We start from the raw sequence: 26,658 nt of genomic DNA on the forward strand, positions 1-26,658 counted from the left end.
TTTTTTATGGCCGCCCTCAAGGGAGAGCGGCTTTTTCTTGGTTTTCAATGGGTAAAGCCGCAGTTAGCTGACGGCTTTTTTGTCGGTGCTTTTGCGGAAGTAGTTGATCGTTAATAGGAAAGTCAGTAAGACCAGGGCCCACAAAAAGAATAAGGCGATTTGAGAGCCGATGACCGTCCCTTGGGTGTAATCGGTCGCCGCATTTTGTGCCAAATTGATAATGGTCGCCACCACAGCCGTCGCCACTGCACCAGAAAATTGCTGTAGCGTATTAAAGATCGCATTACCGTCCGCGTACAATGCAGGAGTCAGCTTGTTTAAGCCGGTGGTCATCATATTGCTGTAGGCTAAGCCGATCCCGATCATGTAAAAGACATGTCCAGCAACTAGGCTCCAAATGAAAGGCGAACGCAAAACGAGGGCTAAGGCAAGCCAACCGATGGCAATCAACGTCAAACCAGACAGGATCGGTTTTTTCGGTCCAACTTTATCCAGCAACCGACCAGAGATCGGCGCAAGGATCGCCCCGATCGCCGCCCCAGGAAGCATAACTAATCCTGCAGTAAAGGCATCTTTTCCCAAGACGAGTTGGACAAAGTTCGGCAAGACAAAGGAAATGCCCAGTAAAAGGAACTGACAAACAAGAAAGCCAAACAGAAACAAACTGAAGCTACGGTTTTTCAAAACAGCCAAACGAATCAAAGGGTTCGGGCCTTTTGAGCGTTGATAAAACAAGCCAGCACCAATGAAACCGAAAAGCAGCGGCAGTAGACTCGCTAAGGTGCCTACTTGATTCAAGAACAATAAGAAGCCGCTGAACATCAAGACGATTCCTAATACACTCAGTAAATCCAGGGAAGTGTCTTTTGCCCCAGCCGTTTTAGGGATCGAGTAAAGGCCGAGTACTAGGGAGATCAGCAAGACTGGGATCAAGAAAAGAAAGATCGCATTCCAAGACCAATGGGCGGTCAATAAGCCCCCATATGTCGGTCCGATCGCTGGAGCGATGGAAGTGGTCAAATTCCCTAAGCCGATTGCCGCTCCCCGTTTTTCAAAGGGGGAGTAAGTCAAAATGATGTGGAACATCAAAGGCAGTGCGATCCCTGTGCTGGCACCTTGGAAAAAGCGGCCAATCAGCAAAATGGCAAACGTCGGCGATAAAAAGTCGATCACCAAGCCAACAAGGAAAAAGGCGTTGGCAGTTAGAAACAAGGTTCTCAATGAGAAGCGTTTCAAAAGGTAGGTCGATATTGGGACAATGATGGAGATGACCAGTAAGTAGATGGTCGTCACCCATTGAACATCGGATGTTGAAAGCGTAAATTGATCGATCAATGTCGGAAACGTTACATTCATGGCTGTTTCAATCAGCACACCTGCAAATGACATCAATCCGGTTGCGAGGATCGCCCCCACGAGTTTTTTGTTGTTTTCCATATTCTCACCTCTAAAAATTCGCAAAAAAAGAGACCGTTTCTATTCTCATAGAAACCGCCTCTCTCTCGACAAGCGAACCCGCTTGTTATCTGTACGATTTAATCTATCGCTATTCTACTGACTTCATAAGAAAGTGTCAAGAGAAGTGGATAAAAAAATAGCAAAAAACTTTTTTGAAAGTTTTCAAACTTTTACTTACACGAAAAATTTTCTTCTGCTAGAATAGTCGAGTACGAAAAAGAGAAAGGAAGTTGTTGCATGCCTATCAATAAAAAAGAAAGTTTGATCTATACGACACTTATGTGTATTTTCATGGTGTATTTTATGAGTGTTTATAACCTCATGTTTCAAGTCGGTGTTTCGGCATTGGCATTCCAATTGGCGTGGAATGAATTGCCCTTAGCCCTTTGTGTCGCCTTTATTTTGGATTGGTTCATTGTTTCGGGTCCGGCAAAAGGTTTGGCGTTTCGATTTTTGGACCATCAATCAGCTACTTGGAAAAAAATCGGGTTGATTTCTTCATTGATGATCGCCGGCATGGTGATCTGTATGTCATTCTTTGGTGCGTTGATGCACCCAAACCCTGATCAATCAGTGTTGGTCAATTGGCTAAGCAACATTGGGAAAAATGTGATCGTCGCATTGCCGTTGCAATTGTTCATTGCAGGTCCAATCGTTCGCCGAGTGTTTCGCGCCTTGTTTCCTATTGGCACTGTGCAAGAACAGCCAGTACTAGGGGAATAATCGATCATTAGAAAAAACGTACTGCAGACAGGTTCTGCCAAGGTTAGCTAAAACAGCTGGCTTGGCGATACCTGGACTTGCGGCACGTTTTTTTGCTTTTATAGACAGCAAAAAAACCCATAGGATGGTATGGGTTTTTCTGGTTACCCTATGAAATAGGATACAGGATGTACCTATATAGTAATATGGTTCCGTCAAAAAGAGAAGTTCAATTTTTTCACCGATGCATGAAATTAATGCAAATTGCTAGTTTTTCTGACGAAAAAATCAACTTATAATTATTTTCCGTCTGTTATTCCGTATAGAAACCAACGAGTTGATACCAGCGACGATGCTCAATATGGTAGGCATCAGGTGAGTAGCCTGACATTGAAAAACCGATAAAGGTGATGACCAGTCCGAGAATAATAAACAACAGACTGAGAAAAACGAAAAAGCGCTTATTGATTTTGATCATAGGACTGCCTTCTTTCGATAGTTTTGAACAAATGATTTCGGCCAAACGACAAGGGAGTGGGTAAGACGTGAAAAAGGTCGGCTCATACTATAAGTGGCGATCAGGCAAAGCAGCCCTAAACCAAATAAGAAAATCCCCACGCCTAACTGACTTAAAAAGAGATAGAAACCATCCGCCATCAGCATGGGACTTAAGACAACGCTGGCGATCCCACCGATAAACGTAGTGACACCAATCATGCCAGTGGTGAAAGGCACACACCAGATGATTATTAAAAAGCTTAGGATCAGCAAAGCGGCACTTAACAAGAGGCTGCCCCACAATGGGAAGCCCAGTACTAAAATCAAGAGCAAGAAGGGATGAAAGCGGCGGGGAATCTCTACTACGACCTCTTCCGTTTCGGTGACTGCTTGGATCAGTTCTTTTGGGGAGCCAAGGCGTGCCACGGCTTCTTCTTCGGTGTATCCTTCTTCCATCAAATCTTCGATCATCTCGTCATAATAGTTGATCAGCTGATGAATCTCGCTAGGTCTGACTTTTTCAGATAATTCCGCAGCCAATGCCTTGATAAAATCAACTCTGTTCATCTAATGTTCCTCCTTTAATAAATCGCTGGATCAATGTCAATTGGGGCCAGTCGTTGGTTAAAAAATCGTCGATCCGCTGTTTTCCGATTTTGGTCAAGCGGTAATATTTTCGGGTCCGTCCTTGATGGCTTTTAGTATAAGTCTCAACCGCTCGGCTGGCTTCTAAGCGCTTCAAGATAGGATAGAGCGTTGATTCTGAGATTGGCAGTAAAGAAGATATGTTTTTGACTAATTCATAGCCATAAGAGTCACCATGCTGCAAATAAGCCAAAACACAAATTTCCAATAATCCTTTTTTTAATTGGGCATCCAAAGGCTCTCCTCCTGTTCATATTCATACTATACATTACATAGCATCATTCCACAAGCAGCACCAGTCAAAATCAGCCTTAAGTCTGAGCACCATAAGACAACAAGAGTTTCTTTAATAAAATGGTCAAAAATGAAAAATAAAATTAAGAAAATTGGCGTAAAGTATAGGTTAACGTGCTCTTTTTTGTTAAAGTAGAAGTATAAAGATTACTTTCAGTAAGAAAATGGGCGTTGGTTGTGCTTCTAAAAGCTGCAAGTAGTCAAAGTGAATGAGACGAACATCAGCAAGAATTGGTGACGTCCAGAAAGGAAGGGGTATTATGAGAAAAGCAACGATTACGAAAAAATATTTGATCAATTGCTTAAAAAAATATCTGGTGGAATATCTTTATCGACCAATCACTGTCCGCGACATTGCTAAATATGCACGAACATCGACCCAACCGATCTATTTAAATTTTTCAAACATGCAAAATTATAAACAGGCGATGGTTGATGATGTGTTTCGCGACATTCACGAAACAAAAAAAGAGTCAGAAGAGACACTCGATTCCTTATACAGCTTTTGGCAGGACTATTACGTATTTGCCAGCCGCAATCGCAACCTCTTTTTCGCACTTTTTTTAAATGATATTGGCTGTGGTCCTTACATAAAAGAGCGTTCTTTTGCTTATTTTCAAGAAGCAATTGCTGAATCAGCTGTTTTTCAATGTGCGCATAAAAGCGATCTGAGAAAATATCATGAAGAAGCCTTGATCTTTTTTAGTGGGTTGGTATTGCTGTTTATTCGTGAAGGAAATACGCAAGATAATGCTAATTTTTTGAAAGAGACACAAAATTATTGGCAGCGAGTCCTTCATGAACCAGTCGATTTTTATCAAGGTGATTTACCTAAAACCTTACTTGAATCAGGTCTAGCTGTAAGTGATCACTAGATAGCGAGAAAGAGAGGAAGAGATTTCAGAATATTGTGACAGCTATCATTGCCATTATTGATTTCTTCTTTTTCAACAATCCCCATCGGAGCAGTGATCTTAAAGATTAGAAGCAATAGCTATTCTTTAAGAGCCGTTCAACGAGTGGGGGTTTTTCTTTTGATAAAAAGAGGTGTGGAGTCGTTTAGCAAAATAAGAAAAGGGCTTGTCTGTAGTGTTAAAGCTTATTTTTAGGTCAAAGAAAAGGCGGCTTATTGTTGGCAATTTTCAAGAAATATGAGAAGGTAGAAATAGCAGAAAAGTAACTGGGTTTTATAGTTAGCAACGTTGAATGGAGGAATTTTGATGGGACAAAACACGCAGTATGGAGAAAAAAAGATTGCGATCGATCGCAGGATCGGTTTTTTAGAAGAACATACGTATCACGGGAATGATCTTGGTGTGACTTTTCAAGGACAGCAAACCACGTTCAAATGCTGGTCACCAGAAGCAGAGGCCGTTTCAGTATTGATTTATCAAAGCGGTGTCGCTGGGGCTGATGATCGCCTGCTGACGCTGCCAATGGTCCAAGAAGACAACTGTTGGCAAGTCACGACGGAAGAAACCGTCAAAGAGCTGTTTTATACGTTTGAATTTCAACGAGACGGTCAAAAAGTCGAAGCGGTGGATCTTTATGCCAAAGCAGTAGGGATCAACGGAAACCGTGGGGCCATCATTGATTTAAAGGAAACAGATCCTGAAGGCTGGCAGGAGACTCACGGCGTCAGTCAGCAATCGATCACAGATGCCTATATTTGGGAATTGCATGTCGAAGATTTCAGCGGCGCCGAAAACAGCGGGATTTCACCAGAAAATCGCGGGAAATATTTAGCCTTTACTGAAAAAAAGACCCATCTGACAGGGGATGAAAGTCAACCAACTGGTATGGCTTATTTAAAAGAGCTGGGGATCAATTATGTTCATCTGCTGCCGATCTTCGATTTTGACAATGATGAAACTTCGTCTGCCTACAACTGGGGCTATGATCCGAAAAATTACAATGTACCTGAAGGACGATACGCTTCTGATCCTAGTGATCCCAAGGCGCGGATTCGTGAATGCAAGCAAATGATCCAATCGCTGCATGAAGAAGCCATCGGCGTTGTAATGGATGTGGTCTTCAATCACACTGCGATCACAGAAGAATCGTGGTTTAATTTAACGGTGCCTGATTATTACTACCGCCAAGATGATGCGGGGAATTTTGCAGACGGTTCTGCTTGCGGCAATGAAGTGGCTTCTGAACGGAAAATGATGCGCAAATTTATCATTGATTCAGTTTTATATTGGGCGCAAGAATACAAAATCGACGGCTTTCGTTTTGATTTGATGGGCTTGATCGATGTGGAAACCATGAACCAATTGCGGCAACGCCTAGATGCTGCCGGCTTCAGCCATGTGATTTTATACGGCGAACCATGGGATGCCGGCAGCAATCAAATTATTCAGCCGAATATCCCAGCGAATAAAAGCAATGTTTGGGCACTGTCAGAAGGCGTTGCGGTTTTTAGCAATGATTTAAGAGACAGTATCAAAGGCGATGTCTTTGAAGAAACAGACGGCGCGTTTATTCAAGGAATGAATGGTCAACCGCAAGTCAAGCAAACCTTTTATGCGGCAAATTTGGCAACGGCGATTCAAGGAAATACGAAAGTTGCTGGACAAGAAGGCCCCGAGCGCTGGGCAAAATCGCCCCGTCAAGTGATCGTCTATGCTTCAGTCCATGATAATTTGACCTTGTGGGACAAACTGGTGGCAACCATGCAGGCTTCAGCGAAGGAAAGAAATTATGATTTTGAACCTGAGCTTTTAGCCCGTAACAAACTAGCAGCAGCCATTTTGTTTACTAGCCAAGGAGCCGTGTTGACTCAAGCTGGGGAAGAATTTGGCCGTACCAAAGAAGGCGATGAAAATTCCTTCCGTTCGCCACTGGCAGTCAATCAGCTGGATTGGGCACGTGCCAAAACCTTCAAAGAATTGCGCGAGCTGTATCGGGGCTTGTGGGCATTGCGGCAGTCCTATGCACCATTGAGAGATGCCACGACCCAAGCGGCTGAAAGCATGGTCTTTTATGAGACAAAGGATGAAAATCGCTTGGCGTATCAAGTACCCAATCGTGACGAACAGCATCCATGGCGTTCCTTGTTCGTTTTACTCAACAGCACGGAAGAAAGCTGGTCCTTTGACTTACCGACGGCAACAGAAAATACTTCTTGGCACCTCGTTGCTGACCCCAATGGAGCTGGGATCGCTTCTCGCGGCGTAGCAGCGCCAAGGATAACCATCGACCCATTGTCCTTCTGCATTTTGGCGGAACAAAGTAACTAATCAAAGTAGAAGCTAAAACAAACTAAAAATTTTAGTTTGTTTTAGCTTTTTTGGTAGTAAAAAAACAATTCTTTTGCTATACTTTTAACAGAATGAGAAGCAGAAAGCGGTGAGCAGATGAAAGTTGTGATCTCTGATATTGCCCGAAAAGCTGGCGTTTCCAGCGGAACAGTCTCTAATGCGATCAACAATCGTAAGGGGATCAGTGAACAAAAACGGCAAGCGATCTTGAAGATCGCTCGTGAGATGGGGTATTTTGATCAGCGAGAAATTAAAAAAACGGAAAGTCAAAAAATCAAATTTGTCGTAATGAACAAACAAGGAAATGTCGTAGGGGATACGCCTTTCTTTTCTGAATTGATCCGAGGAATCGAAATGGAGTGCAGTGCGTTAGGCTATGAACTGGTCATTTCCCATATCACACTGGCACCAGAAGAAGACCCGATCGAAAAGATCCGTCCAGAATTAGCAGATGGTTTGCTATTGTTAGGAACGGAATTGGAAAAACAAGATTTAGCAGTCTTTCGCCATTTGGAAGTACCGTTAGTGATTTTAGATACGGTATTTAATTCGCAGGACTTTGATTTTGTCGCCATCAATAATCGTGACAGTGCCTATGAGATCGTTGAAAAGATGATCGAAAAAGGCCACCGTGACATCGGCATCATCAATTCAACCTTTCAAATCAACAACTTCCGTGAACGCAAGCAAGGGTTCATCCAAGCGATCCAAGAGCATGATCTGATCCATTATGAAGAGACGGAAGCCTTAGTAGAACCCACCTTGGAGGGCTCCTATCAAGACATGAAGGTCTATTTGGAATCCTTGCGTGCCGATCAGCGACCGTTGCCAAGCGCCTTTTTTGCGGTCAATGACAATATCGCCATCGGTGCCATGAAAGCCATTCGCGAAGTGTTTCCCGATCATCCGTTGACCATTGTTGGGTTCGATGATATTCCTTTGGCGGAATTTTGCAACCCACCACTGACCACCGTCAAAGTAGATAAAGTGTACCTTGGTCGCCAAGCCGTGCGACGCTTGATCGAGAAAATCACGAGTGAAGATGAAAACCATCTGAAAATGCTGGTCGCCACGACGATCGTCGAACGCGAAAGCATCAATTAAGAGTAAAAATAATATGAAAAATAAGAAGAAGGACAAAACGTTTAGCAAGCGTTTTGTCCTTTTTTAGTTATTAAACAAAAATATTTATCTAAAAATATTGCAAAATATTTAGCTTGTGCTATATTTAAGGTGTAAAAAGTAAGGGATTACATTTTGAGGAAGTGAATAGATGACACAGATCGGTCTCTTTTGTGCCACTGGGCTCTCCAGTGCACTGCTCGTCAAAGCGCTCAAAGAGCAACTAGCGGATGAACAGCATTACCAAGTCAATTCCGCGCCTTTTTCAGAAATATTTATGGTGGGGAATGACTATGATTTTTTGATTTTAGCTCCTCAAACCCGCTTCAATCAAGCGAAAGTCGCCGCAGCCTTTCCTGATAAAAAAATCGTTTTACTGACGGATGAGGAATTTCTGAGCAAAAATGTAGCACGAATCGTCGAAGAAATAAAAATTTAGCTAAATATACTAAAACGCAAAGGGTGGTTTTATGGATAAAGTAACCATCGGGTTCGCCCCGACTAGAAGAAATTTGTTTAGTGCAGAAGCAGCCATTGAGTACGCCAATCTGACACGACAAAAAATGGACGAACTCGCCATTGATTATGTAGATATTTTAGATATCAACGAAGACGGCTTACTATACGATGATGAAGGGGTTGAAAAAATCGCCGAAAAATTCAAAGCAGCGAAGATCGACGGTCTTTTTCTAGCCAATGAAAACTTTGGTACGGAATATGCCTGTGCTCGTCTAGCCAAAAAACTAGATGTCCCCGTCTTACTGTGGGGACCTAAAGATGAGACGCCAGCCGCCGACGGTTCACGTTTGCGGGATACGCAATGCGGTCTTTTCGCTATTGGGAAAGTCTTGCGCCGTTTCAAGGTACCTTTCACCTATGTCAAAAATTCTGATATTGATTCACCAGAATTTGCCCGCGGCTTGCAAGACTTTATCAAAGTCTGCAATGTCGTCAAGACCTTCAAACAAACACGAATCTTGCAAGTTGGCCCACGCCCCTTTGATTTTTGGACTGTGATCTGCAACGAAGGCGAACTATTGGAGCGTTTCAATATTTCGCTATCACCAGTACCGATCCAAGAAGTGGTGCAAGAAATCAAGAAAGTCAAAGAACAGCAGCCAGATAAAGTGCAAGCAGTCATTGATTATTTCGAAACCAATACGGAAGTCCAAATTTCGGCGAAAGATTTGGAGATGGTGGCAGCCCTTAAAGTGGCCTTGCAAAACTTATGTGAAAGCTACGGCTGCAATGCAGGGGTCATCCAGTGTTGGACGGCCTTACAAGACGAAATCGGTATTTTACCGTATGCCTCCTTGTCGCTGTTACAAGAAAAAGGTTTGCCTTTTGTCTGTGAGACGGATGTCCATGGGGCGATCTCGGAACTGTTGGTCGAAGCCGCTTCGTTGGGGGAACACCGAGCAATCTTTGCGGATGTCAACTGCCGCCATCCAGAAAATGAGAATGGCGAATTGCTGCAGCACTTAGGAGTTTTTGCTTATTCCACCGCAGAGACCAAACCGATCTTGCCGCAACGACATTTTGTTTTTGACTATCCAGGATCAGTCGCTTTTCGGGCAATCAAAGACGAGTATACGCTGTGTCGCTTTGATGGGGACAACGGCGAGTACTCACTGCTGATGGGTACTGGTAAAGGGATCGATGGCCCATACAATCAAGGGACCTATCTCTATCTGGAATTTGCGAATTTGAATCGCTTGGAATTCAAACTCGTTGAGGGCCCTTATATTCATCACGTTGCGGCGGTCAGAAAAAATGTGGTGCCGATCTTGTATGAAGCGTGCAAATACATCGGTGTGCAGCCAGATTTTTATGATCCAATCGAAGAAGACGTCAAAGCATACTTGAGAGGGGATCAATCATGGAAATAAACGAGCTGGAGATGAAGGCTTTAACGATTCGAAAATCCGTGTTAGAGCTGATCTATCAAGCAAAAACGGGTCATACTGGTTCGGATCTTTCTTGTACCGATATTTTAGTGGCCTTGTATTATCGGATAATGAATGTCGATGCGAAAGATCCTCAAAAGCAAGATCGTGACCAGTATATCCAAAGTAAAGGACATGCGGCAGAAGTACTATGGGCCGTTTTAGCGGACAAAGGTTTTTTGCCGAAAGAAGAATTAGCCACCTTTTCACAATTTGGTTCACGACTGATCGGTCATCCAAACAATAAAGTAGCTGGTGTTGAAATGAATACTGGTTCGCTAGGCCACGGCTTACCTGTCGCAGTAGGGATCGCCTTGGCAGGCAAACTGGATCACCGCACGTATCAAACCTATACGTTGTTGGGAGATGGCGAATTAGCAGAAGGCTCGGTATGGGAAGGAGCCATGGCGGCTGCCAACTACCAGCTGGACAATTTGACCGCCATCATTGATCGCAACGGCTTGCAGATCACGGGCGCCTCGGAAGATGTGATGGCAGTGGAGCCGCTAGATGAAAAATGGCGTGCCTTTGGTTGGGATGTGCATATCGTTGATGGCAATGATATGGCTGCCTTGGTGGCTGCATTAGAAAAACCGCATCAGCCCAATCAACCGAAGCTGATCATTGCTAAAACCATCAAAGGCAAAGGCTATTCTGCAGCCGAAAATCAAGCGCAATGGCATCATAAAGTGCCAACGGCAGAAGAGCTTGCACAAGCTATTGCCGAACTTGATCAGCAAATGGAGGTTTTGACTCATGGGAAAAAATAATATTGCCAATCGCCAAGCGATGTGCGACGTATTGATTGAAGAAGGAAAAAAGAATCCTGCGATCACGGTGTTGACCAGTGATTCTCGTGGTTCCGCTTCGTTAGCAGCTTTTGCCAAGGAATTACCGACACAATTGGTGGAAGTAGGGATCGCAGAGCAAAACATCGTCAGTATTGCGGCCGGTTTGGCCCATATGGGCAAACGCCCTTTCGTTGCCTCTCCAGCTTGTTTTCTCAGCATGCGCAGTATCGAGCAGATCAAAGTCGATGTCGCGTATTCGAATAAGAATGTCAAACTCGTAGGCATCAGCGGCGGTGTCAGTTATGGGGCATTAGGCATGAGTCATCATTCCTTGCAAGACATCGCAGTGGCACGAGCGATCCCTAATTTGCAAGTGCTGTTGCCAGCAGATCGCTTTGAAACGATCCAAATGTTTAAAGCCTTAGCGGCATCAAATCAACCGGCCTATATCCGTCTCGGTCGCAATCCTGTTGAAGATTGTTATGATTCTGCAGATTATCCTTTTGAGATCGGCAAAGCCATTGAGCTGAGAAGCGGCCAAGATGTCGCATTGATCGCCACCGGCGAAACCGTGCGCCAAGCGTTGGATGCTGCTGAGCTATTGGAAAAACAAGGTATCACTGCTACCGTTTTAAATGTTCATTCCTTGAAGCCCTTTGATTCAGAAACGGTCAAACGAGTGGCGAAAGAAACAGGCACCGTGATCACTGTGGAAGAACACAGCCAATACAACGGCTTAGGAGCTGCCGTGGCGGAAACACTGACAGAAGAAACGGACATTCGACAAAAAATCATTGCTTTTCCGGATGAAGCCTTGATTACTGGTTCTTCGTCAGAACTGTTTGCCCATTATGGCTTAGACGGTGCCTCCATAGCGAAAACAGCGGTTGCGTTTCTAGGAGCTTAAGATGGACAAGACCTATCAGCTGGTTTTAGATCAGAGTACATCCGGTACCAAGCTCTTACTGTTTCAAGAAGGGAAAATCCTGCAGCGTTACGATAAAAAACACCGCCAAATTTATCCAAAAGTCGGGTGGGTCGAACATGATCCCCTCGAGATTTGGCAAAATGTCCAAGAATTGCTGGCACAAGTGTTTCAAGAACAAGCGATCATTGCAGGTCAAATCGTTTCCTTGTCCTTGACCAATCAGCGAGAAACGATCGTTGCATGGGACCGATTGACTGGTAATCCCTTGTACAATGCGATCGTGTGGCAATGCAACCGCAGCGCCGCGATTTGTGAAGAATTGACGGCACAAGGCTGGGAAAGGACGATCAATCAAAAGACCGGTTTACGCTTAGACCCGTATTTTTCTGGCACCAAAGTGAAATGGCTGGCACAAGAATTATCGGCTATCAAGGAAAAGTCGGGAACTGGCGAGTTGGCGATCGGTACGATGGACAGCTGGCTGTTATGGAATTTAACGCAAGGGAAGGTATTTGCGACAGAAGCCAGCAACGCTTGCCGAACATTGTTTTACAATATTGAAGAGGGCCGTTGGGATGCAGAACTCGTCAAACTTTTTGGCATCCATTTAGCAGACTTGCCAGCGATCAAACCTGCTGATACGGTTTTCGGTAACTATCACGGAATCCCTATCAAAGGAATCTTAGCCGATTCACAAGCGGCATTATTCGGGGAAGGTTGTCAAAGCCTTGGGGATGTAAAAATCACGATGGGTACCGGTTGTTCGATCATGATGCAAGTGCAGCAGGAGCAGACGTTGCGAGATCGCCGCATTTTGACGACGGTCGGCTGGCAAACTAGCCAGGAAACAGCGTTTGCGCTAGAAGGCATCATCCGTTCCTGTGGTGACGCCATCAACTGGTTCAGTGAGCAAGTGGCTCCGCTACCAGATGTAGCTGAAATCTGTCAAGAAGTGCTGACCAATGACAGTCAAGAAGACATCTATTTTATCCCAGCATTGCAAGGAATGGGCGCCCCTTTTTGGGATAATACGATGACTGCCAGCTTTGTCGGCATGAAACGCACAACGACGACCCATGAGCTGTTGAAAGCCGTTTTAGAAAGCATCATTTTTCAAATCAAAGCAGTGATCGATGTGATGGAAGAAGTCGCTGAACGACTGATCAATCAGGTAATGATCGATGGCGGTGTTTCGAAAAACCGCGCCTTGATGAGCTTATTGGCGACTTTGATCAATAAACCCGTCATCGTCAGCGAAGTCGAAGAATTTTCAGCCATCGGCACGATGCTTGTTGCCAATCCAACCATGAATGAACCAGCTATTCATCAAACCACGATCGTTCCGCAAGCCGAACAGGCCGTGATCCGTTTGAAATATGAAAAATGGAAACGGTTCATTGAGAAATCAGCTACTTTTAGTGAAGGATAAAGGAAAATTATAGGAACAGGATGCCTCGTTTTGCTTTTTCGAAATGAACAGGATGGCTGAATTTTTAATAAAGCAAGACACTATTTTTGTAAGAAAAGGAGATGATAACAATGAATAACAAAGCCAGAACAATTATAACAACCGACGGTGAAGTCGATGATATGAATTCATTTTTACGCTATTTACTTTATAGCGACTGTTTTGATACCGAGGGGATTGTCCTGACAAGTTCAGTTTATCATTATGCGGGCGATCTAGCTAAAGACATTGAACCGTATCGGTGGACAGGAACTGAGTGGATCAATGAATTTATTGATCTTTATGCTAAGGTATATCCGAACTTGAAAATACACGCTGAGGATTATCCTTCTCCCGAATACTTGAAAAGTATTTACTATATCGGGAACATTGATTCACCGGGAGAAATGACCAAAGAAACCGAGGGCTCCAAATTCATTGAGGATTATTTGATGAATGATGAGGATCCACGGAAACTATACATTCAAACGTGGGGAGGAACGAATACAACGGCTAGGGCATTGAAGTCAATTGAGGAAAAATATGCCCATCAGCCAGATTGGCAGGCAATCAAAGAGCGAATTGAAAAAAAGGTGATTATTTATATCATTTTAGACCAGGATGTCACCTATAGCGAATACATTGAGAAAAATTGGTCGATTGAAGTCATTAATGATCGTTTCAATTTCTGGTATTTTGCCTATGCTTGGAAAATGGTGGAGTCTCAGTTAGCTACACGGTTACAGCCTAAATGGCAATTGAATCTAAGAGACAATCACGGTCCGCTATTAAAAAAATATGCATTGATCGGAGATGGCAATGTTTTAGAAGGCGAGCTTGAAGAAGAACAGCGTGGGATCGATCGCTATTTAGAAAAAAATCCAGACTATGCGCGCTTTGATTTTATCTCAGAAGGAGATTCCCCTTCTTACTTCTATTTCTTAAACAATGGGCTGCGAAATAGTGATGATCCCAGCTATGGCGGTTGGGGCGGCCGATTTGAAAAAGTGGCTGGTGCCCGTAAGTACATCAATAGTGCAATGGACTATAATCCTTATAACCAAAGGTATGAAGCACAATATACCTTAACGAGATGGTTCGATGACATTCAAGATGATTTTAAAGGTCGGGCAGCCTGGTGTGTTGCCGAAACGTATGATGAAGCGGCCCACTATCCGATTGTATCTATTAAAAAGGGGAACGATCAACAAGTTACTCCCGGAGAAACCGTCCAGATTCAAGCAAAAGCATTTGATCCAAATCAGCGAGATTTAGCGTTTAAATGGTGGCATTACTTTGAGGCATCAACCTATCAAACGGCACCTGTTCCCACAGGCGCTGAATTTGAATCAATGGGCTTATTGTTTGGCAAAGTATCTGAAAAGCTTGCTAAACCACCCGTTGATCCAATTAAGCTTGTTCGAGAAAACACAGAAACCGTCGAAGTGAAAATTCCAGAAAATATCCAATCTGGTCAAACAATTCATTTGATTTTAGAGGTAACGAATGGCACTTTGACAACGTATCAGCGAGTTATTTTAATCGCAAAATAAAATGATGGAGTGATAATTATGCAAACAAATAGAAAATCTGAACACTTCATGTTCAAAGTAGCCCTTCTTTCCTTATCATTGATGTTGACAACGAGTGGCGCAATTGCAGCAACTGTTAGCTTGATGCAAGAATCGTTTGTCGATCAAAGTGCAACGGCGGTAGAAGCATTAGTAACTGCCTCCAACTTCACAGTAATGATTTTCGTGTTGCTTAGTTCCTTTTTTGTTCGAATGATTGGGACACGAAAAACAGTGTTATTGGGATTGATTTTATCTTTTCTTGCAGGAATATTTCCTGTCTTTTCCAGCAGCTATTCATTGATCTATATCTCCCGTTTGGTCCTAGGTGCGGGCTTTGGTTTGTTCAATTCCCTAGCCGTTAGCTTGATTGGTGAATATTATGAAGGTGAAGAAAAAGCGCGCCTGATCGGCTTACAAAGTGCCGTTCAGAGTGCTGGACAAACAGCAGTTACCTTTTTGATCGGTATCCTGATGTTTAGCGGTTGGCAAATTGCTTTTGCTGCCAACTTTGTCGGAATCATTCCTTTAGTGCTTTATTTTATCTGGGGACCTCGAGATGATGAACCAAAACTTACTGATATCGTCGCGTCAGAGGAAGAAATTGGGAACAAAACAAAGCAATCCGTCAATTTACCAGTTATTTTACAAGCAATCGCATTACTGATCAGTTTTGCATTTTTGATGGTCTTTTTCCTAAAATCAAGTATCTTCGTCGCAGAAGAAAACTTTGCCAATCCCTCGTTCATTGGTATCGTCATGTCGATCTACACGTTTGTTTCGATCATTGCCAATCTGTTTTACAGTAAACTCGTCAAACATACAAAACATTTTTCTTTACCAATTAGCTATCTATTTCTGGGACTTGGGTTTATCTTTCTGAGTCAGACTACGAATTTTGTTACATTTACTCTGATCGTTGTTTTCTTAGGCTTTGGCGGATCCTTGCTACTGCCTTATTCATGGGGATTGATCATGAGTAAAGCACCAAAAGGATCGATCAATTTGGCGATTTCAATAGCAATGGTCGGCACAAATCTGGGTTCTTTTCTAGCCCCATATTTCGGTTCGTTACCGACGATCATGTTTGGCAATGAGCGTGCTGCTTTTGCTTTTATCTTTGCTGGAACTGTCATGCTGGTTTTTGCGGTGATTTATTTGCTGATTGGCAAACGGTTGACATTAGATTAATGAGTCGCGATTAAAACAGAAATTAGAGGAACGTAATGAAATATTTAAGTATAGATGTTGGGGGCACGTTTATTAAATATGGCGTTGTAGATGTTTCAGGGCAATTAACTGCTTGTGACAAACAAAAAACGCCTCAAAACTTGGCGGATTTTCTCGAAGAAATCCTAGCAATTATTAAACGATTCAAAACCGAAATTGCAGGTGTAGGTCTTAGTCTACCAGGGAAAGTGGATGCAGAAAAAGGAATCGTCTATTTTGGGGGTTCCTTGGGTTATCTCCATGAGGTCCCGATAAAAGCATTGATCGAAAAAGCTTGTGGCATTCAGTGTGAGCTGACAAATGATGGGAAAGCAGCTGCGCTTGCTGAGCAGTGGCTGGGAAATTTGCAAGGTGTAAAAAATGGTGCAGCGATCATTTTAGGGACTGGGGTTGGCGGTGGTTTGATTTTAAATCATACACTATTCGAAGGCAGTCATTTTCAAGCCGGTGAATTAAGCTTCATGATTCAGGCTCCTTCATTGATGAATGTCTCAGATGTGACTGGTTTTACGCATTCGGCGGTTGAATTTGTGAAGCAAGGTACCGCATTGTTAGGGCTTGAAGATGAAAATGACGGACCAGCTGTTTTTGAAGCAATCCAACAAGAAACTAATTGCGAATTAACACTGCTTTTTGAAAACTATTGTGAACGTATTGCAACGCTGATCATCAATCTGCAAGCAGTCATCGATATAGAAACCGTCGTGATTGGGGGAGGGATCAGTCGACAAAGTATTTTGATCGATCAAGTTCAATCGAAGTATCAGGAGTTGCGTGACCGAGTGGATTTGATCGATTTGATGTTAGCCCCACTGAAGATCAAAGGTTGTAAGTTTCAAAGTGAAGCGAATCTTCTAGGTGCAATCACGCCATTTCTCAGGAGGGGGAAGGAGGCTCTTTAAAAAAAAGAGCAGACAAAGCAATTGTATTTGCCATACGAGAAGGACAACCGACTTATGTCCTGACATCTAGATAGAAGAGCCTTACAAAATATAGAAACAACGATTGAGAAGAGTATGAATTCGATTAGGGTGATTATGTTTATTCTTACACCGTTGGTTCAAGTGTTAAATGAATACAAGGACCTTCAACGGGGGAAACGGTTTAAAAGAAACCGATTTTATGATGACAAGCCAACGAGTTAGTGCTATAGTTAAAGAAAGAAAACCCACGTGGATTGTTACTGACTCGATCAGGCAAGACCTAAATAAGAAAGCGCTCTTCTCGTTTTAGCAGCGGCTCTTATTTAGGTTTTTTGTTTTTTATCGGGGATTTTTCAGTAATCAGCTAGGTAGGTTTATCAAAAGAAAACAAAAGGAGAACGAGCAAATGGCAAAATTTCCAGAAAATTTCTTATGGGGCGGCGCGACCGCAGCGAATCAATTAGAAGGGGCGTTCGATCGCGATGGCAAAGGCTTGTCAGTGGCGGATGCAATGCCTGGCGGCAAACAGCGTTTAGCGATTTTAGGCAGTGATACGTTTGATTGGACGATCGATGAGGACAAATACACCTACCCAAATCATCGCGGGATCGACCATTATGACCGTTTCAAAGAAGACATTGCGTTGTTTGCAGAAATGGGCTTCAAGAGCTATCGTTTTTCTATCGCATGGACACGTATTTTTCCAAAAGGCGATGAAACGACACCAAACGAAGCTGGGCTAGCATTTTACGATGCGCTGATCGATGAATGTTTGAAATACGGGATCGAGCCAGTGGTTACGATCTCTCACTATGAAATGCCTTTGCATTTAGCCAAAGAATACGGTGGCTGGAAAAATCGAGCATTGATCGATTTCTATGAACGTTTTGCAAAAGTTGTCTTGGAACGGTTCCACAGCAAAGTCAAATACTGGATGACCTTCAATGAGATCAACTCTGCTTTCCATTTCTCCGCATTGAGTCAAGGAATGGTCAACAGCACGGGTGCCAGCGACTTTACAAACGTGATCCAAGCGTGGCACAACCAATTTGTTGCCAGCAGTAAAGCAGTCAAAATCGGCCATGAATTAAACCCAGAGCTACAGATCGGTTGTATGATCATTTATGCAACGACTTACAGCATTGATGCGAACCCAGTCAACCAAGTGGCGACGATGATCCATAATCAAGCCTTCAACTACTACTGTGCCGACGTGCAAGTACGTGGAAAATACCCATCCTTTACGGATCGTTTGTACAAAGAACACGGCGTCAATAAAAAGGATCTTGAGATTACCGAAGAAGACTTAGCCTTGATCGCTGAACATACTGTTGACTATGTTGGCTTCAGCTATTACATGTCTTCTGCCGTGGATATCACCACAGAAGAAGCCGATGAAGTGCAAGGAAACTTGTTGGGCGGCGTCCGCAATCCATTCTTAGAAGCAAGTGAATGGGGCTGGCAAATCGACCCAGAAGGGCTGCGCATCGCGTTGAATGAACTATATGATCGTTACCAAAAACCGTTGTTTATCGTGGAAAACGGCTTAGGAGCCATTGATACCTTTAACGAAGAAGGTAAGATCGAAGATGATTATCGTATCGATTACTTGCGCCGCCACATTGAAGCAATGGGCGAAGCGATCGCTGATGGCGTAGACTTGATCGGTTACACCCCATGGGGCTGTATCGACCTTGTCAGTGCTTCAACAGGCGAAATGAGCAAACGCTATGGCTTTATCTATGTTGACTTTGATGACGAAGGCAACGGCACGATGGATCGTTCTAAGAAAAAATCCTTCGATTGGTACAAACAAGTCATTGCAACAAACGGAGAAGAGTTGGCCTAAGTGTTTCGTTAGACTCACGGATAATACAGGATCCGTTATAAAAGAAAACCGATCGACGGTGCTCCTATATAGGCGCATCGTTGATCGGTTTTTTGGTGATATTTGGGTTTAACGGGTACGTTCATAGCTGTCTCGTAACAAAGATTGGAGTTGTTTTTCTGATACAGAGCCATCTAGTAATGCGGTGAGCCAATGGTTTTTATTCATGTGATAAGCGGGTAAATAGCCGCGACTTTGATTGATGATCGAAACCATTTCGGGCGCTGCTTTGACATCTAAAATTTCGATCATTTCCGTTCCTTCCAAGCCTAATTTTTGCTTTTCTACAGTCATCAGCAAGCCAAACCATTTGCCGCTTTTGCGGTGCCGCAAGACTTGGTACTCGGGAAACTTTGCAAATGGATGGTCGATCTGAACATCATTGAAGGTCTGAGCGAAGGCGATCAGCCGGTTTTTAAGATCCATGGGTATCCCTGCCTTTTTATTCAATCATATCCAGTATACCGTATTTTTGTTGAAATTTCGCTGGAAAAGGAGATTGGGCTCTTTGGTTTAATGAGCCGTATCACCTGCTTTATCGATAGTCATAAATAAGGCAAAGTAGCAGGCGGTTTATTTTCTCAATCTGACACACAGCTTTCGGCATTACTTATCATTACATTCGATTATGATATAATGTTCTTACAGAGTAATTACTAAAGCAGAGGGAGGGATGCAACGATGATTACGAAAACAAGAAAACAAGGGAATTCCATTATGTTGACGGTGCCCAAAGACTTTGGTATTCCCAATGGTGTGGAAGTAGAAGCAAAGCTAGTAGAAAATGGGATCTTGTATGAATTTATTGAACCGGTAAAGCCATTCGATGATTTCAGTGAAGATATCTTGACTGATATTATTAATGAGGGATACGAACACGAAGATATTTTATCCGAATTTAAAGCGCGTAAGAGTAAGCTGATTTCTTCATTTAAGACAATTGCAAAGGAGACTGCTACCGACGGGAAAGCAATGACCAAAGAGGAGTTGGCAACTGAAATTGGCTTATGAGGTGATTCCATCTAGACAAGTAGTGAACTATTTAAAAAAGTTGAAGGAGAAACCGCTGAAACAAAAGTTTCTTCATGTCATTTATGATGAAATAGCTGTCGAACCGTATAGCGGCGATCAAAAAACTGGCGATTTAGCTGGAATCTGGTCGAAGAGTTTTAAGTATGCAGGGACAACCTATCGTATTGCTTATGATGTGATCGATGACTAAGTGATTCCAGACTTGTTATGTGGCACCCATGAGAATTTTTATGGACAGTTAAAGCAGTTAATGAAATAACTGGGGACCTGAATCGAAGAGTTGCGCGTAGGCGGACTCTTTTTTTGCTTTCTATTAAAAGGTACGATAAGTGAAAGGTTCTAAGAAATGGATGCCTATGCTAAGATAGAAGAAACCAGCAGCGTAAATAAGCAAGTGAGGTGGTCGCTATGAAAACGACAAGTCAAGTATACATTCGTTTAAATGAACATCTATTTAAATGCAAAAAATACGATTTGAATTTTTTGATAACAAAACTTTTAATTGAGCGGATCGATGAATTTCCTGCGATCTATATTGAAGAAATCGCCTATGCGGCACAGACGACGCCTGCCAGTATCACTAAATTTTGTAAGAAACTTGGTTATGCTAGTTTTAAAGAAATGCGTAATGACCTCACGATTTATTTTGAACAAGAGTACCATTTGGCGAATACGATGTTTGAAGGGATGCTTGCGAATCTCGATACAAAGAGTGAAGTATCTGAAATGGTTGACCAATTTTTAGCCCGAGAGTACATGGTCCAAAAACAGATTTTTGACCAATTTGATCAACACCAATGCACACGGATCGCAGAAGAAATGAAACGAAAAAAACGAGTGGCGATCTTGGGTAACAGCTATTCTTTTTCGGTTGTTAATCTCCTGCGGGAACTGCTTAGTCAAATGGGCTATATCGTTTTTGAAGTGAACCGTAATGCGGAAGACCAGTTGATTGATCAAGTATTGCGGGAAACAGATATCTGTTTTGTGATCAATCTAACAGGCAGCTGGATCGACAAAAAGGCCTACTTGCTTGAAAAAAATACCTGTCAGAAAGTTTTATTGACGTTCAGCGAGCAAGCCGCTCAAAGCAGTCTCTTTGAAGAGCGTGTCTTGTTTAAAGAGGTCGTTCCATTGATGTCGTCGAATTATTACTCGCAAAAAGTGCTTCATCTATGGATGATTTTTATGATTATGAATATGAGAAAAGAGTAAACGTAAAAAGCTATTTTCCGTTTTTGGAAAATAGCTTTTATTGTTTCCTTATGAGAAAGCGCTTATATTCAAGTTAAGATATATCTTAAAAAATTTAGGAGGATTTACTGATGGATAAATTAATGCAATTTATTGAAACCAAAGTGATGCCGCCAATGATGAAACTTTCTAATCAACGTCACTTGAGTGCTGTTCGCGATGGGTTGATCGCAACGATTCCAATCACAGTGATCGGATCGATCTTTTTATTGATTCCGTATATTCCATGGCCTCAATCGTATGTATCATTTATGGGCAATCATCCCGACTTAGTGGCAAAACTGATCATTCCCTTCAATATGAGAATGGGACTGCTTTCGATCTATGCAGCTTTTGGCATTGGCGCACGATTAGCGCAAAGCTACCAACTAGATAGTTTGGCAGGGGGCGTTTCTGCAATTTTTACCTTTTTTACTACATTGACCTTCACTTCTTTAGATGAAGGAACGTTTATCTCTACGCAATATCTTGGAGGAGAAGGCATGTTTGCTAGTATTTTGACAGCTATATTAGCAGTCGAGTGCATGCGCCTTTGTAAAAAATACAATATTGGGTTTAAACTGCCAGAGCAAGTCCCTACGAATGTCAGCAGCAGTTTTGAAGTGATTATTCCCGTGTTTTTTTCAATGACGATCGTTTGGATCATTGTTCACTTGATCGGCTTTGACATCAATGCCCTGATTGCAAGTTTGATCACACCATTGTTAAGTGTTTCTTCCAACTCGTTAGCAGCACCTTTGGTCTATGTAGGATTGACTTGTATCATGTGGCTATTCGGAATTCATCCGCAAATATTAGCGACGGTGATGTTGCCGATCTGGCTAGTCAATTCTGAAGCAAACATGGCAGCAGCACAAGCCGGACAAGCGATTCCCAATCTGGGGGTACAGCCGTTTATCTTTACTTTCTTATGGATCGGCGGTGGCGGAGGAACCTTAGCACTTTGCGCAATGATGTGTTTCTCCAAATCAAAATTTTTAAAACAGCTTGGTCGTCTCAGCTTTATTCCTGGGGTCTTCAACATCAATGAGCCGTTGTTGTTTGGGTTGCCGATCGTTTTGAATCCAGCACTGGCGATTCCCTTTGTCGTGGCACCAATCGTGACCACTTTCGTGACCTATTTCGCTTTTGTGTCCAACCTTGTTCCCGGAATGGCGTATCCATTAGCGGCTGTGTGGACGGTTCCGAGTATTTTTTCGGCAGTGATCGCAACAGCCAGCATTCGTGGTGCTGTCTTAGTAGTGGTGAATTTCTTGATTTATTTGGGCATTTATTATCCTTTCTTCAAGGCCTATGAGCGCAAATTAGTGCTTGAAGAAGGTCAAACCGAAGCATCAGTCTAAGAGGCGAGCAATCAAATTTTGAGAAGAGGAGCAATGACATGAAGAAAAATAAGAAGCAATTTCCTGCCGATTTTTATTGGGGAGGTGCAGTTGCCGCAAATCAATTAGAAGGGGCCTATCTTGAAGGGGGAAAAGGCTGGAGCGTGGCAGACATCAATCGCTTTCGTGATGATATCGATATAAAAAAGAAAAGCAACAAAGAAATAACGACGGCAGACGTAGAATTTGCTTTAAATGATCAAGAAGGGCGTTACCCGAAACGGGATGGGATCGATTTTTACCATACATTTCGTGAGGATCTGGCACTCTTGGCAGAAACAGGCATGAATTCGTTTCGAACATCTATTAGCTGGGCGAGGATTTTTCCAAAGGGAGACGAGCAAACGCCTAACGAAGAAGGGTTGCGCTTTTATGACGAATTGATCGATTGTATCCTTGAAAACGGCATGGAACCCTTGATCACCTTGTCTCATTATGAAATGCCGATCCATTTAGCGATGGCTTATGACGGCTGGTCAAATCGTAAACTGATTGATTTCTTTGTTCATTTTGCGCAAGTCGTATTCAAACGGTATCAAGGGAAGGTCAAATATTGGATCTTAGTCAATCAAATGAACTTGATTACCCACGAATCGTTTAACCACCTTGGTATTCCCGCTGACCGCGTCGACAATCTGAAGCAAGCTAAGTACCAAGGGGTTCACAATGAGTTGGTAGCATGTGCGAGAGCGATCAAAGTAGGCAAAGAAATTGATCCTTCTTTTCAAATTGGTATGATGTCTTATTATGGCAATGTTTATCCAGCTACTTGTAAACCGTTGGATGTTTTGAGTGCTCTCAAAAATAATCAAATGGAATATTATTATTCAGATGTACTTGCGCGGGGAACTTATCCGAATTATGCTTATCGATTTTTTGAAGAAAACGGCATCGAGATTCAATTTGGGGAAAACGATGAAGCGGACTTTAAGCATACGGTTGATTTTGTTTCTTTCTCCTATTACTACACGCGAATCATTCATAGTGAAAACTACGGGAAAGAAGATGCAGCTTCGCCTAACCCTTATTTAGAAGCAAATGATTGGGGCTGGGCAATTGATCCGATTGGGCTGCGGATCGCTTTGAATGAGTATTATGATCGGTACCAATTGCCGATCATGATCACAGAAAATGGTATGGGCTTTTATGAGACATTGAATGAAGAAGGGACGATCGATGATACGTATCGCATTGATTTTCTGAAACAGCACATTGAACAAATGAAAGAAGCAATCTATGATGGCGTAGAACTGATCGGCTACTATCCTTGGGGACCGATCGATCTTGTCAGCTGCTCCTCATCAGAAATGAGCAAGCGGTATGGGTTCATTTACGTAGATCTAGATGATTGGGGCAATGGTTCAGGAAAACGGTACAAAAAAGCCAGCTTTGACTGGTATAAGAAAGTGACGGCTTCTAACGGAGAAGTCCTCGATTAAAAAAAGCGGCAACGACGAAGCAGGAGCTTAGTCGTTGCCGTTTTTTTATAAGAGAGTCAAAAAAGGGAGCCAGCGCCATCAGCGTAACCGTTTCTGATAAAGCATTCGTGCCAAGAACCAGCTCACCACTACGATACCGCCGCACCAGCTAAAGGCACTGATCAAGGTGGTATCTTTTAAGTTTAACAAAAGCCCTCGCAAAGAATGGATGATCGGCGACATTGGTTGGTATTCAGCAAAAATGGCTAACGGACGCGGCATGGTTTCCGTAGGGACGAAACCAGAGCTTAAGTAGGGCAAAAGGGTGATCAAGACAGTAAACAAGGTCGCTGTCTCGGGGCTTTTGGCGATGAGACCAACTAGAACGGAGACCCAAGTAAAAGCGAAGGTGAAGCAAAAGATCAATAGGAAGGCGAGTCCCCAGCCAGTAACTGTGGCTTGGGGGCGAAAACCGATGATCATGGCGACGATCAACACGACCAAGGTGCTGATCAAGCTCCGAAGGGTCGCGGCGAAGACATGCCCGTTTAAAAAGGCTGAGTTAGAGATGTTCAAGGTCATCAGCCGTTCCACCATGCCGGATTTCAAATCTTCCGTCACCGTTACCCCAACGGAGGAGGCGCTTTGGGCGATACATTGGACGAGAACACCAGGAACGACAAAATCGACATAAGAGGTATCGCCGACGTTCATGGCTCCCCCGAAGACATAGACGAAGAGGATCATTAAAATCGCTGGGGTCAAAATCCCACTTAGCAAAGTCTCCATACTGCGAATCGATAGCAAGAGATTGCGTTTGAATAAGGTGTTGGTTTCTATAATTGCTTTCATTGGTTTCCTCCTTGGACAAGTGTTAGAAAAATATCTTCTAACGAAGCATTCTTTTGATTAAAACTGGTTATAGTGATCGGTAGTTGATTGAGTTCCTGCAACAGCGTGAAGGAATGCTGGAAGTCTTGACTGACGGGAAATGCCAGAGAGAGACTGGACTCATTGACTTGCAGCGGAAAATCAGACAGATGCTGACGCACGGTCTGCAAGTGTTCTTTCGTCAATACGCTGATTTCCATCGTTTGTGAAGGGTGTAGTGCTTTGACTTCCGTTGGTGTTCCTTGCAAGATGATTTTCCCTTCATGCAAGATGGCGACTTGGTCTGCTAAAAATTCTGCTTCTTCGAGGTATTGGGTCGTCAGGAAAATCGTTCGTCCTTGAGCGGCGATCTCTTTGATCATGTGCCATGTGGCTAAGCGGTTTTGCGGGTCTAACCCGGTCGTCGGTTCATCCAAAAAGAGCAGGTCAGGTTCGCCGATAAAACTCATGGCGATGTCTAAGCGTCGTCGCATGCCACCAGAATAATTTTTGACTAGTCGGTTGCTGGCATCCACCAAATCAAAACGCTCTAACAAATGTTGGACGATAAATTGTTTGTTTTTGACATGGCGCAAGGCAGCAATCATCAGCAAGTTTTCTCGTCCGGTCAGTTCTTGATCGACGGCGGAAAATTGCCCCGTCAGACTGATTTTCTCGCGAATCGCTGCTGGATCTTTGGTCAAGTCGATCCCGTCGATTAGCGCGGTTCCTTGGTCAAAAGGTAGGATAGTGGACAAAATTTTGACTAAAGTGGTTTTTCCAGCGCCGTTTGATCCTAGTAAGACAAATACTTCGCCAGGAGTGACGTCAAAAGTGACCTCTTTCAAAACGGTTTTGTCTTTGAAGCTTTTTTGTAAATGTTTCACGTGAAGCATTTTCTTTTTTATATGGGTATCCATAGCTTTTCCCTCGTTTCTATAAGATAATTCAACTATAAAGGCTCTTCGGGAAAAGCAACTGCTTATTTCAATATATTGAAAAAGAAGGTGAAAAAATGAACAATTATGGTGCGACAGTGAAAGAGCTTCGCAAAAGCAAAGGCTTGTTGTTGAAGGAATTAGTGGATGAACAATTGTCGATGTCTTTGTTATCGCAATTTGAAAATGGCAAAACGACGATTTCCTGCGAACGATTTCATCGTTTGCTAGATAAACTAGAAGTGAGTTTTGCCGAATTTCAGCTGCTGCATACGGGGGAGCATCATTCGGAGGCTCAAAAGCTAATGGTCGACTATGTCCGTTCGATGGGGATCGAATCCATTGATGAAGTACCTAAATTAAAAAAGAAATATCAAAAGCTGACCACGTACTTTCAACAGCATTACTCCTTGGAGCTGGACCACTTCTTACAACTGATCCGTTTTGACTACTTGATGAAAGAGGAGCTTTTTAAAGGGGTGCCCATCGAGGAGGCTTACCTGAAACACAATTACTGTTTGGACTCTGCCAAGCATTACTTGCTGAATACCGATACATGGGGTGTTTATGAGCTGCGGCTGTTTGCCCGCGTAGCAATTTCGATGGAGCCGGCTTTGCTTTGGCGCTGCTTGACGATCGCCATCAAAAAGAGTCAGCGCTTTGCAAAAATTCCTGGCAATGAAGATATTTTGTACAACACGTTTGAGACGGTATTTTCTGTCTTTGCTGTTTTCGACGAGGCGAATTATGCGGAAAAGACCTTTCATTTATGGCGAGATCATGTTTATGAAAAAGAGCACATTGAACAAGCGATCTTTATGCCGTTTTTTGAAGGCTGGACATGTCTATTAAAACAAAATAAGGCACAAGCAGCGGACTTGATGCAGCAAACGTTAGATCAGCTGGAAAGATTAGGGATGAAGAACACGTTTGCTATGTATCAATTATTAAGCACATCTGTATTGAAAGAAGAGTTTCCAGGGATTTTATTGAGTGATCCATTGCTTTCTGAAGGAACCCGCTTTGGCTGGGAGTAGCTAGAAAAAGCTGTTTCCCGC

The 26,658-nt window shown here is 43.1% G+C and carries 25 protein-coding genes and 1 pseudogene; 19 read left to right on the top strand and 7 right to left on the bottom strand.

The window, feature by feature from the left end; all coding sequences use genetic code 11:
- Nucleotides 1–63: 63 nt before the first annotated feature.
- Nucleotides 64–1,437 carry an MFS transporter gene (locus IGJ25_RS01495; protein ID WP_208788337.1) on the bottom strand — a complete coding sequence of 458 codons (1,374 nt, stop codon included), beginning with the start codon at nucleotides 1,435–1,437 and terminating at the stop codon, nucleotides 64–66.
- 258 nt (nucleotides 1,438–1,695) lie between these two features.
- Here IGJ25_RS01495 and IGJ25_RS01500 point away from each other — a divergent pair, with 258 nt between their 5' ends.
- The gene (locus IGJ25_RS01500; protein WP_225000674.1) at nucleotides 1,696–2,181 is read left to right on the top strand and encodes a DUF2798 domain-containing protein; all 486 of its coding nucleotides are present in this window, start codon (nucleotides 1,696–1,698) and stop codon (nucleotides 2,179–2,181) included.
- A 292-nt stretch (nucleotides 2,182–2,473) separates the two neighbouring features.
- Here the strand turns inward: IGJ25_RS01500 and IGJ25_RS01505 are convergent, their stop codons facing one another.
- From IGJ25_RS01505 to IGJ25_RS01515, 3 genes are read right to left on the bottom strand one after another with little or no spacing between them, the layout of a single operon-like run.
- Complete coding sequence (locus tag IGJ25_RS01505; RefSeq protein WP_005226470.1) at nucleotides 2,474–2,638, bottom strand: hypothetical protein; 165 nt, start codon at nucleotides 2,636–2,638, stop codon at nucleotides 2,474–2,476.
- Entirely contained in the window at nucleotides 2,635–3,225 is a 591-nt protein-coding gene (locus IGJ25_RS01510) for a DUF1700 domain-containing protein (protein ID WP_081117611.1), read from the bottom strand. Before IGJ25_RS01510 ends, IGJ25_RS01505 begins: the two co-directional genes overlap by 4 nt.
- Complete coding sequence (locus IGJ25_RS01515; protein ID WP_081116697.1) at nucleotides 3,212–3,538, bottom strand: PadR family transcriptional regulator; 327 nt, start codon at nucleotides 3,536–3,538, stop codon at nucleotides 3,212–3,214. Before IGJ25_RS01515 ends, IGJ25_RS01510 begins: the two co-directional genes overlap by 14 nt.
- A 319-nt stretch (nucleotides 3,539–3,857) precedes the next feature.
- On the opposite strand from IGJ25_RS01515, the gene IGJ25_RS01520 reads away from it, so the two are divergent.
- The 12 genes from IGJ25_RS01520 to IGJ25_RS01575 all read left to right on the top strand — a co-directional run bounded on the left by IGJ25_RS01520 (nucleotide 3,858) and on the right by IGJ25_RS01575 (nucleotide 18,667).
- Nucleotides 3,858–4,472: a TetR/AcrR family transcriptional regulator gene (locus IGJ25_RS01520; protein ID WP_179135460.1), complete on the top strand. Its 615-nt coding sequence runs from the start codon at nucleotides 3,858–3,860 to the stop codon at nucleotides 4,470–4,472.
- 345 nt (nucleotides 4,473–4,817) lie between these two features.
- Entirely contained in the window at nucleotides 4,818–6,839 is a 2,022-nt protein-coding gene (gene pulA, locus IGJ25_RS01525; protein ID WP_225000673.1) for a type I pullulanase, read from the top strand.
- A gap of 117 nt (nucleotides 6,840–6,956) precedes the next feature.
- Nucleotides 6,957–7,964 carry a LacI family DNA-binding transcriptional regulator gene (locus IGJ25_RS01530; protein ID WP_016608965.1) on the top strand — a complete coding sequence of 336 codons (1,008 nt, stop codon included), beginning with the start codon at nucleotides 6,957–6,959 and terminating at the stop codon, nucleotides 7,962–7,964.
- 169 nt (nucleotides 7,965–8,133) lie between these two features.
- On the top strand, nucleotides 8,134–8,421 hold the full coding sequence (locus IGJ25_RS01535; RefSeq protein WP_010748502.1) for a hypothetical protein: 288 nt from the start codon (nucleotides 8,134–8,136) through the stop codon (nucleotides 8,419–8,421).
- A 31-nt stretch (nucleotides 8,422–8,452) separates the two neighbouring features.
- Nucleotides 8,453–9,871, top strand: coding sequence for an L-fucose/L-arabinose isomerase family protein (locus IGJ25_RS01540; protein WP_081116693.1), 1,419 nt, complete (start codon nucleotides 8,453–8,455; stop codon nucleotides 9,869–9,871).
- Nucleotides 9,862–10,698 (top strand): transketolase, encoded by an 837-nt coding sequence (locus tag IGJ25_RS01545; RefSeq protein WP_005231740.1) that lies wholly within the window; start codon nucleotides 9,862–9,864, stop codon nucleotides 10,696–10,698. Before IGJ25_RS01540 ends, IGJ25_RS01545 begins: the two co-directional genes overlap by 10 nt.
- The gene (locus IGJ25_RS01550) at nucleotides 10,685–11,626 is read left to right on the top strand and encodes a transketolase family protein (protein WP_208788336.1); all 942 of its coding nucleotides are present in this window, start codon (nucleotides 10,685–10,687) and stop codon (nucleotides 11,624–11,626) included. The genes IGJ25_RS01545 and IGJ25_RS01550 overlap by 14 nt, the downstream gene beginning before the upstream one ends.
- A gap of 1 nt (nucleotide 11,627) precedes the next feature.
- Nucleotides 11,628–13,076, top strand: coding sequence for an FGGY-family carbohydrate kinase (locus IGJ25_RS01555; protein ID WP_081116691.1), 1,449 nt, complete (start codon nucleotides 11,628–11,630; stop codon nucleotides 13,074–13,076).
- Nucleotides 13,077–13,186: 110 nt separating this feature from the next.
- Nucleotides 13,187–14,647, top strand: a complete 1,461-nt coding sequence (locus tag IGJ25_RS01560; protein ID WP_081116690.1) for a DUF1593 domain-containing protein — start codon at nucleotides 13,187–13,189, stop codon at nucleotides 14,645–14,647.
- Between the two features lie 18 nt (nucleotides 14,648–14,665).
- A complete protein-coding gene (locus tag IGJ25_RS01565; protein WP_081116689.1) occupies nucleotides 14,666–15,856 on the top strand; it encodes an MFS transporter in 1,191 nt (396 codons plus the stop codon).
- Between the two features lie 35 nt (nucleotides 15,857–15,891).
- Nucleotides 15,892–16,797, top strand: coding sequence for an ROK family protein (locus IGJ25_RS01570; RefSeq protein WP_159161167.1), 906 nt, complete (start codon nucleotides 15,892–15,894; stop codon nucleotides 16,795–16,797).
- A gap of 427 nt (nucleotides 16,798–17,224) precedes the next feature.
- Nucleotides 17,225–18,667 (top strand): glycoside hydrolase family 1 protein, encoded by a 1,443-nt coding sequence (locus IGJ25_RS01575; RefSeq protein WP_208788334.1) that lies wholly within the window; start codon nucleotides 17,225–17,227, stop codon nucleotides 18,665–18,667.
- A gap of 108 nt (nucleotides 18,668–18,775) precedes the next feature.
- On the opposite strand, the gene IGJ25_RS01580 is transcribed toward IGJ25_RS01575, so the two are convergent.
- On the bottom strand, nucleotides 18,776–19,132 hold the full coding sequence (locus IGJ25_RS01580) for an MmcQ/YjbR family DNA-binding protein (protein WP_010748512.1): 357 nt from the start codon (nucleotides 19,130–19,132) through the stop codon (nucleotides 18,776–18,778).
- A gap of 255 nt (nucleotides 19,133–19,387) precedes the next feature.
- Here IGJ25_RS01580 and IGJ25_RS01585 point away from each other — a divergent pair, with 255 nt between their 5' ends.
- From IGJ25_RS01585 to IGJ25_RS01605, 5 genes and pseudogenes are all read left to right on the top strand, one after another.
- On the top strand, nucleotides 19,388–19,717 hold the full coding sequence (locus tag IGJ25_RS01585; RefSeq protein ID WP_081116686.1) for an AbrB/MazE/SpoVT family DNA-binding domain-containing protein: 330 nt from the start codon (nucleotides 19,388–19,390) through the stop codon (nucleotides 19,715–19,717).
- A pseudogene (locus IGJ25_RS01590) lies at nucleotides 19,707–19,997 on the top strand (type II toxin-antitoxin system RelE/ParE family toxin). The gene IGJ25_RS01585 and the pseudogene IGJ25_RS01590 overlap by 11 nt, the downstream one beginning before the upstream one ends.
- Before the next feature lie 149 nt (nucleotides 19,998–20,146).
- A complete protein-coding gene (locus IGJ25_RS01595) occupies nucleotides 20,147–20,953 on the top strand; it encodes a MurR/RpiR family transcriptional regulator (RefSeq protein WP_061053535.1) in 807 nt (268 codons plus the stop codon).
- A 110-nt stretch (nucleotides 20,954–21,063) separates the two neighbouring features.
- Nucleotides 21,064–22,335: a PTS sugar transporter subunit IIC gene (locus IGJ25_RS01600; RefSeq protein WP_225000672.1), complete on the top strand. Its 1,272-nt coding sequence runs from the start codon at nucleotides 21,064–21,066 to the stop codon at nucleotides 22,333–22,335.
- A 38-nt stretch (nucleotides 22,336–22,373) separates the two neighbouring features.
- Entirely contained in the window at nucleotides 22,374–23,813 is a 1,440-nt protein-coding gene (locus IGJ25_RS01605; RefSeq protein ID WP_081116684.1) for a glycoside hydrolase family 1 protein, read from the top strand.
- Nucleotides 23,814–23,891: 78 nt separating this feature from the next.
- Here the strand turns inward: IGJ25_RS01605 and IGJ25_RS01610 are convergent, their stop codons facing one another.
- Both IGJ25_RS01610 and IGJ25_RS01615 read right to left on the bottom strand, forming a co-directional pair.
- Nucleotides 23,892–24,644 carry an ABC transporter permease gene (locus IGJ25_RS01610; RefSeq protein ID WP_086338870.1) on the bottom strand — a complete coding sequence of 251 codons (753 nt, stop codon included), beginning with the start codon at nucleotides 24,642–24,644 and terminating at the stop codon, nucleotides 23,892–23,894.
- Entirely contained in the window at nucleotides 24,641–25,582 is a 942-nt protein-coding gene (locus tag IGJ25_RS01615) for an ABC transporter ATP-binding protein (RefSeq protein WP_015508713.1), read from the bottom strand. The genes IGJ25_RS01610 and IGJ25_RS01615 overlap by 4 nt, the downstream gene beginning before the upstream one ends.
- A 95-nt stretch (nucleotides 25,583–25,677) precedes the next feature.
- Between IGJ25_RS01615 and IGJ25_RS01620 the strand changes: the two genes are divergently transcribed.
- Nucleotides 25,678–26,637 (top strand): helix-turn-helix domain-containing protein, encoded by a 960-nt coding sequence (locus IGJ25_RS01620; protein WP_086294331.1) that lies wholly within the window; start codon nucleotides 25,678–25,680, stop codon nucleotides 26,635–26,637.
- The last annotated feature ends 21 nt before the right edge of the window (nucleotides 26,638–26,658 follow it).

The sequence above is a fragment of the Enterococcus sp. DIV0240d genome, assembly GCF_051711245.1.
GTDB classification, from domain to species: domain Bacteria; phylum Bacillota; class Bacilli; order Lactobacillales; family Enterococcaceae; genus Enterococcus_D; species Enterococcus_D casseliflavus.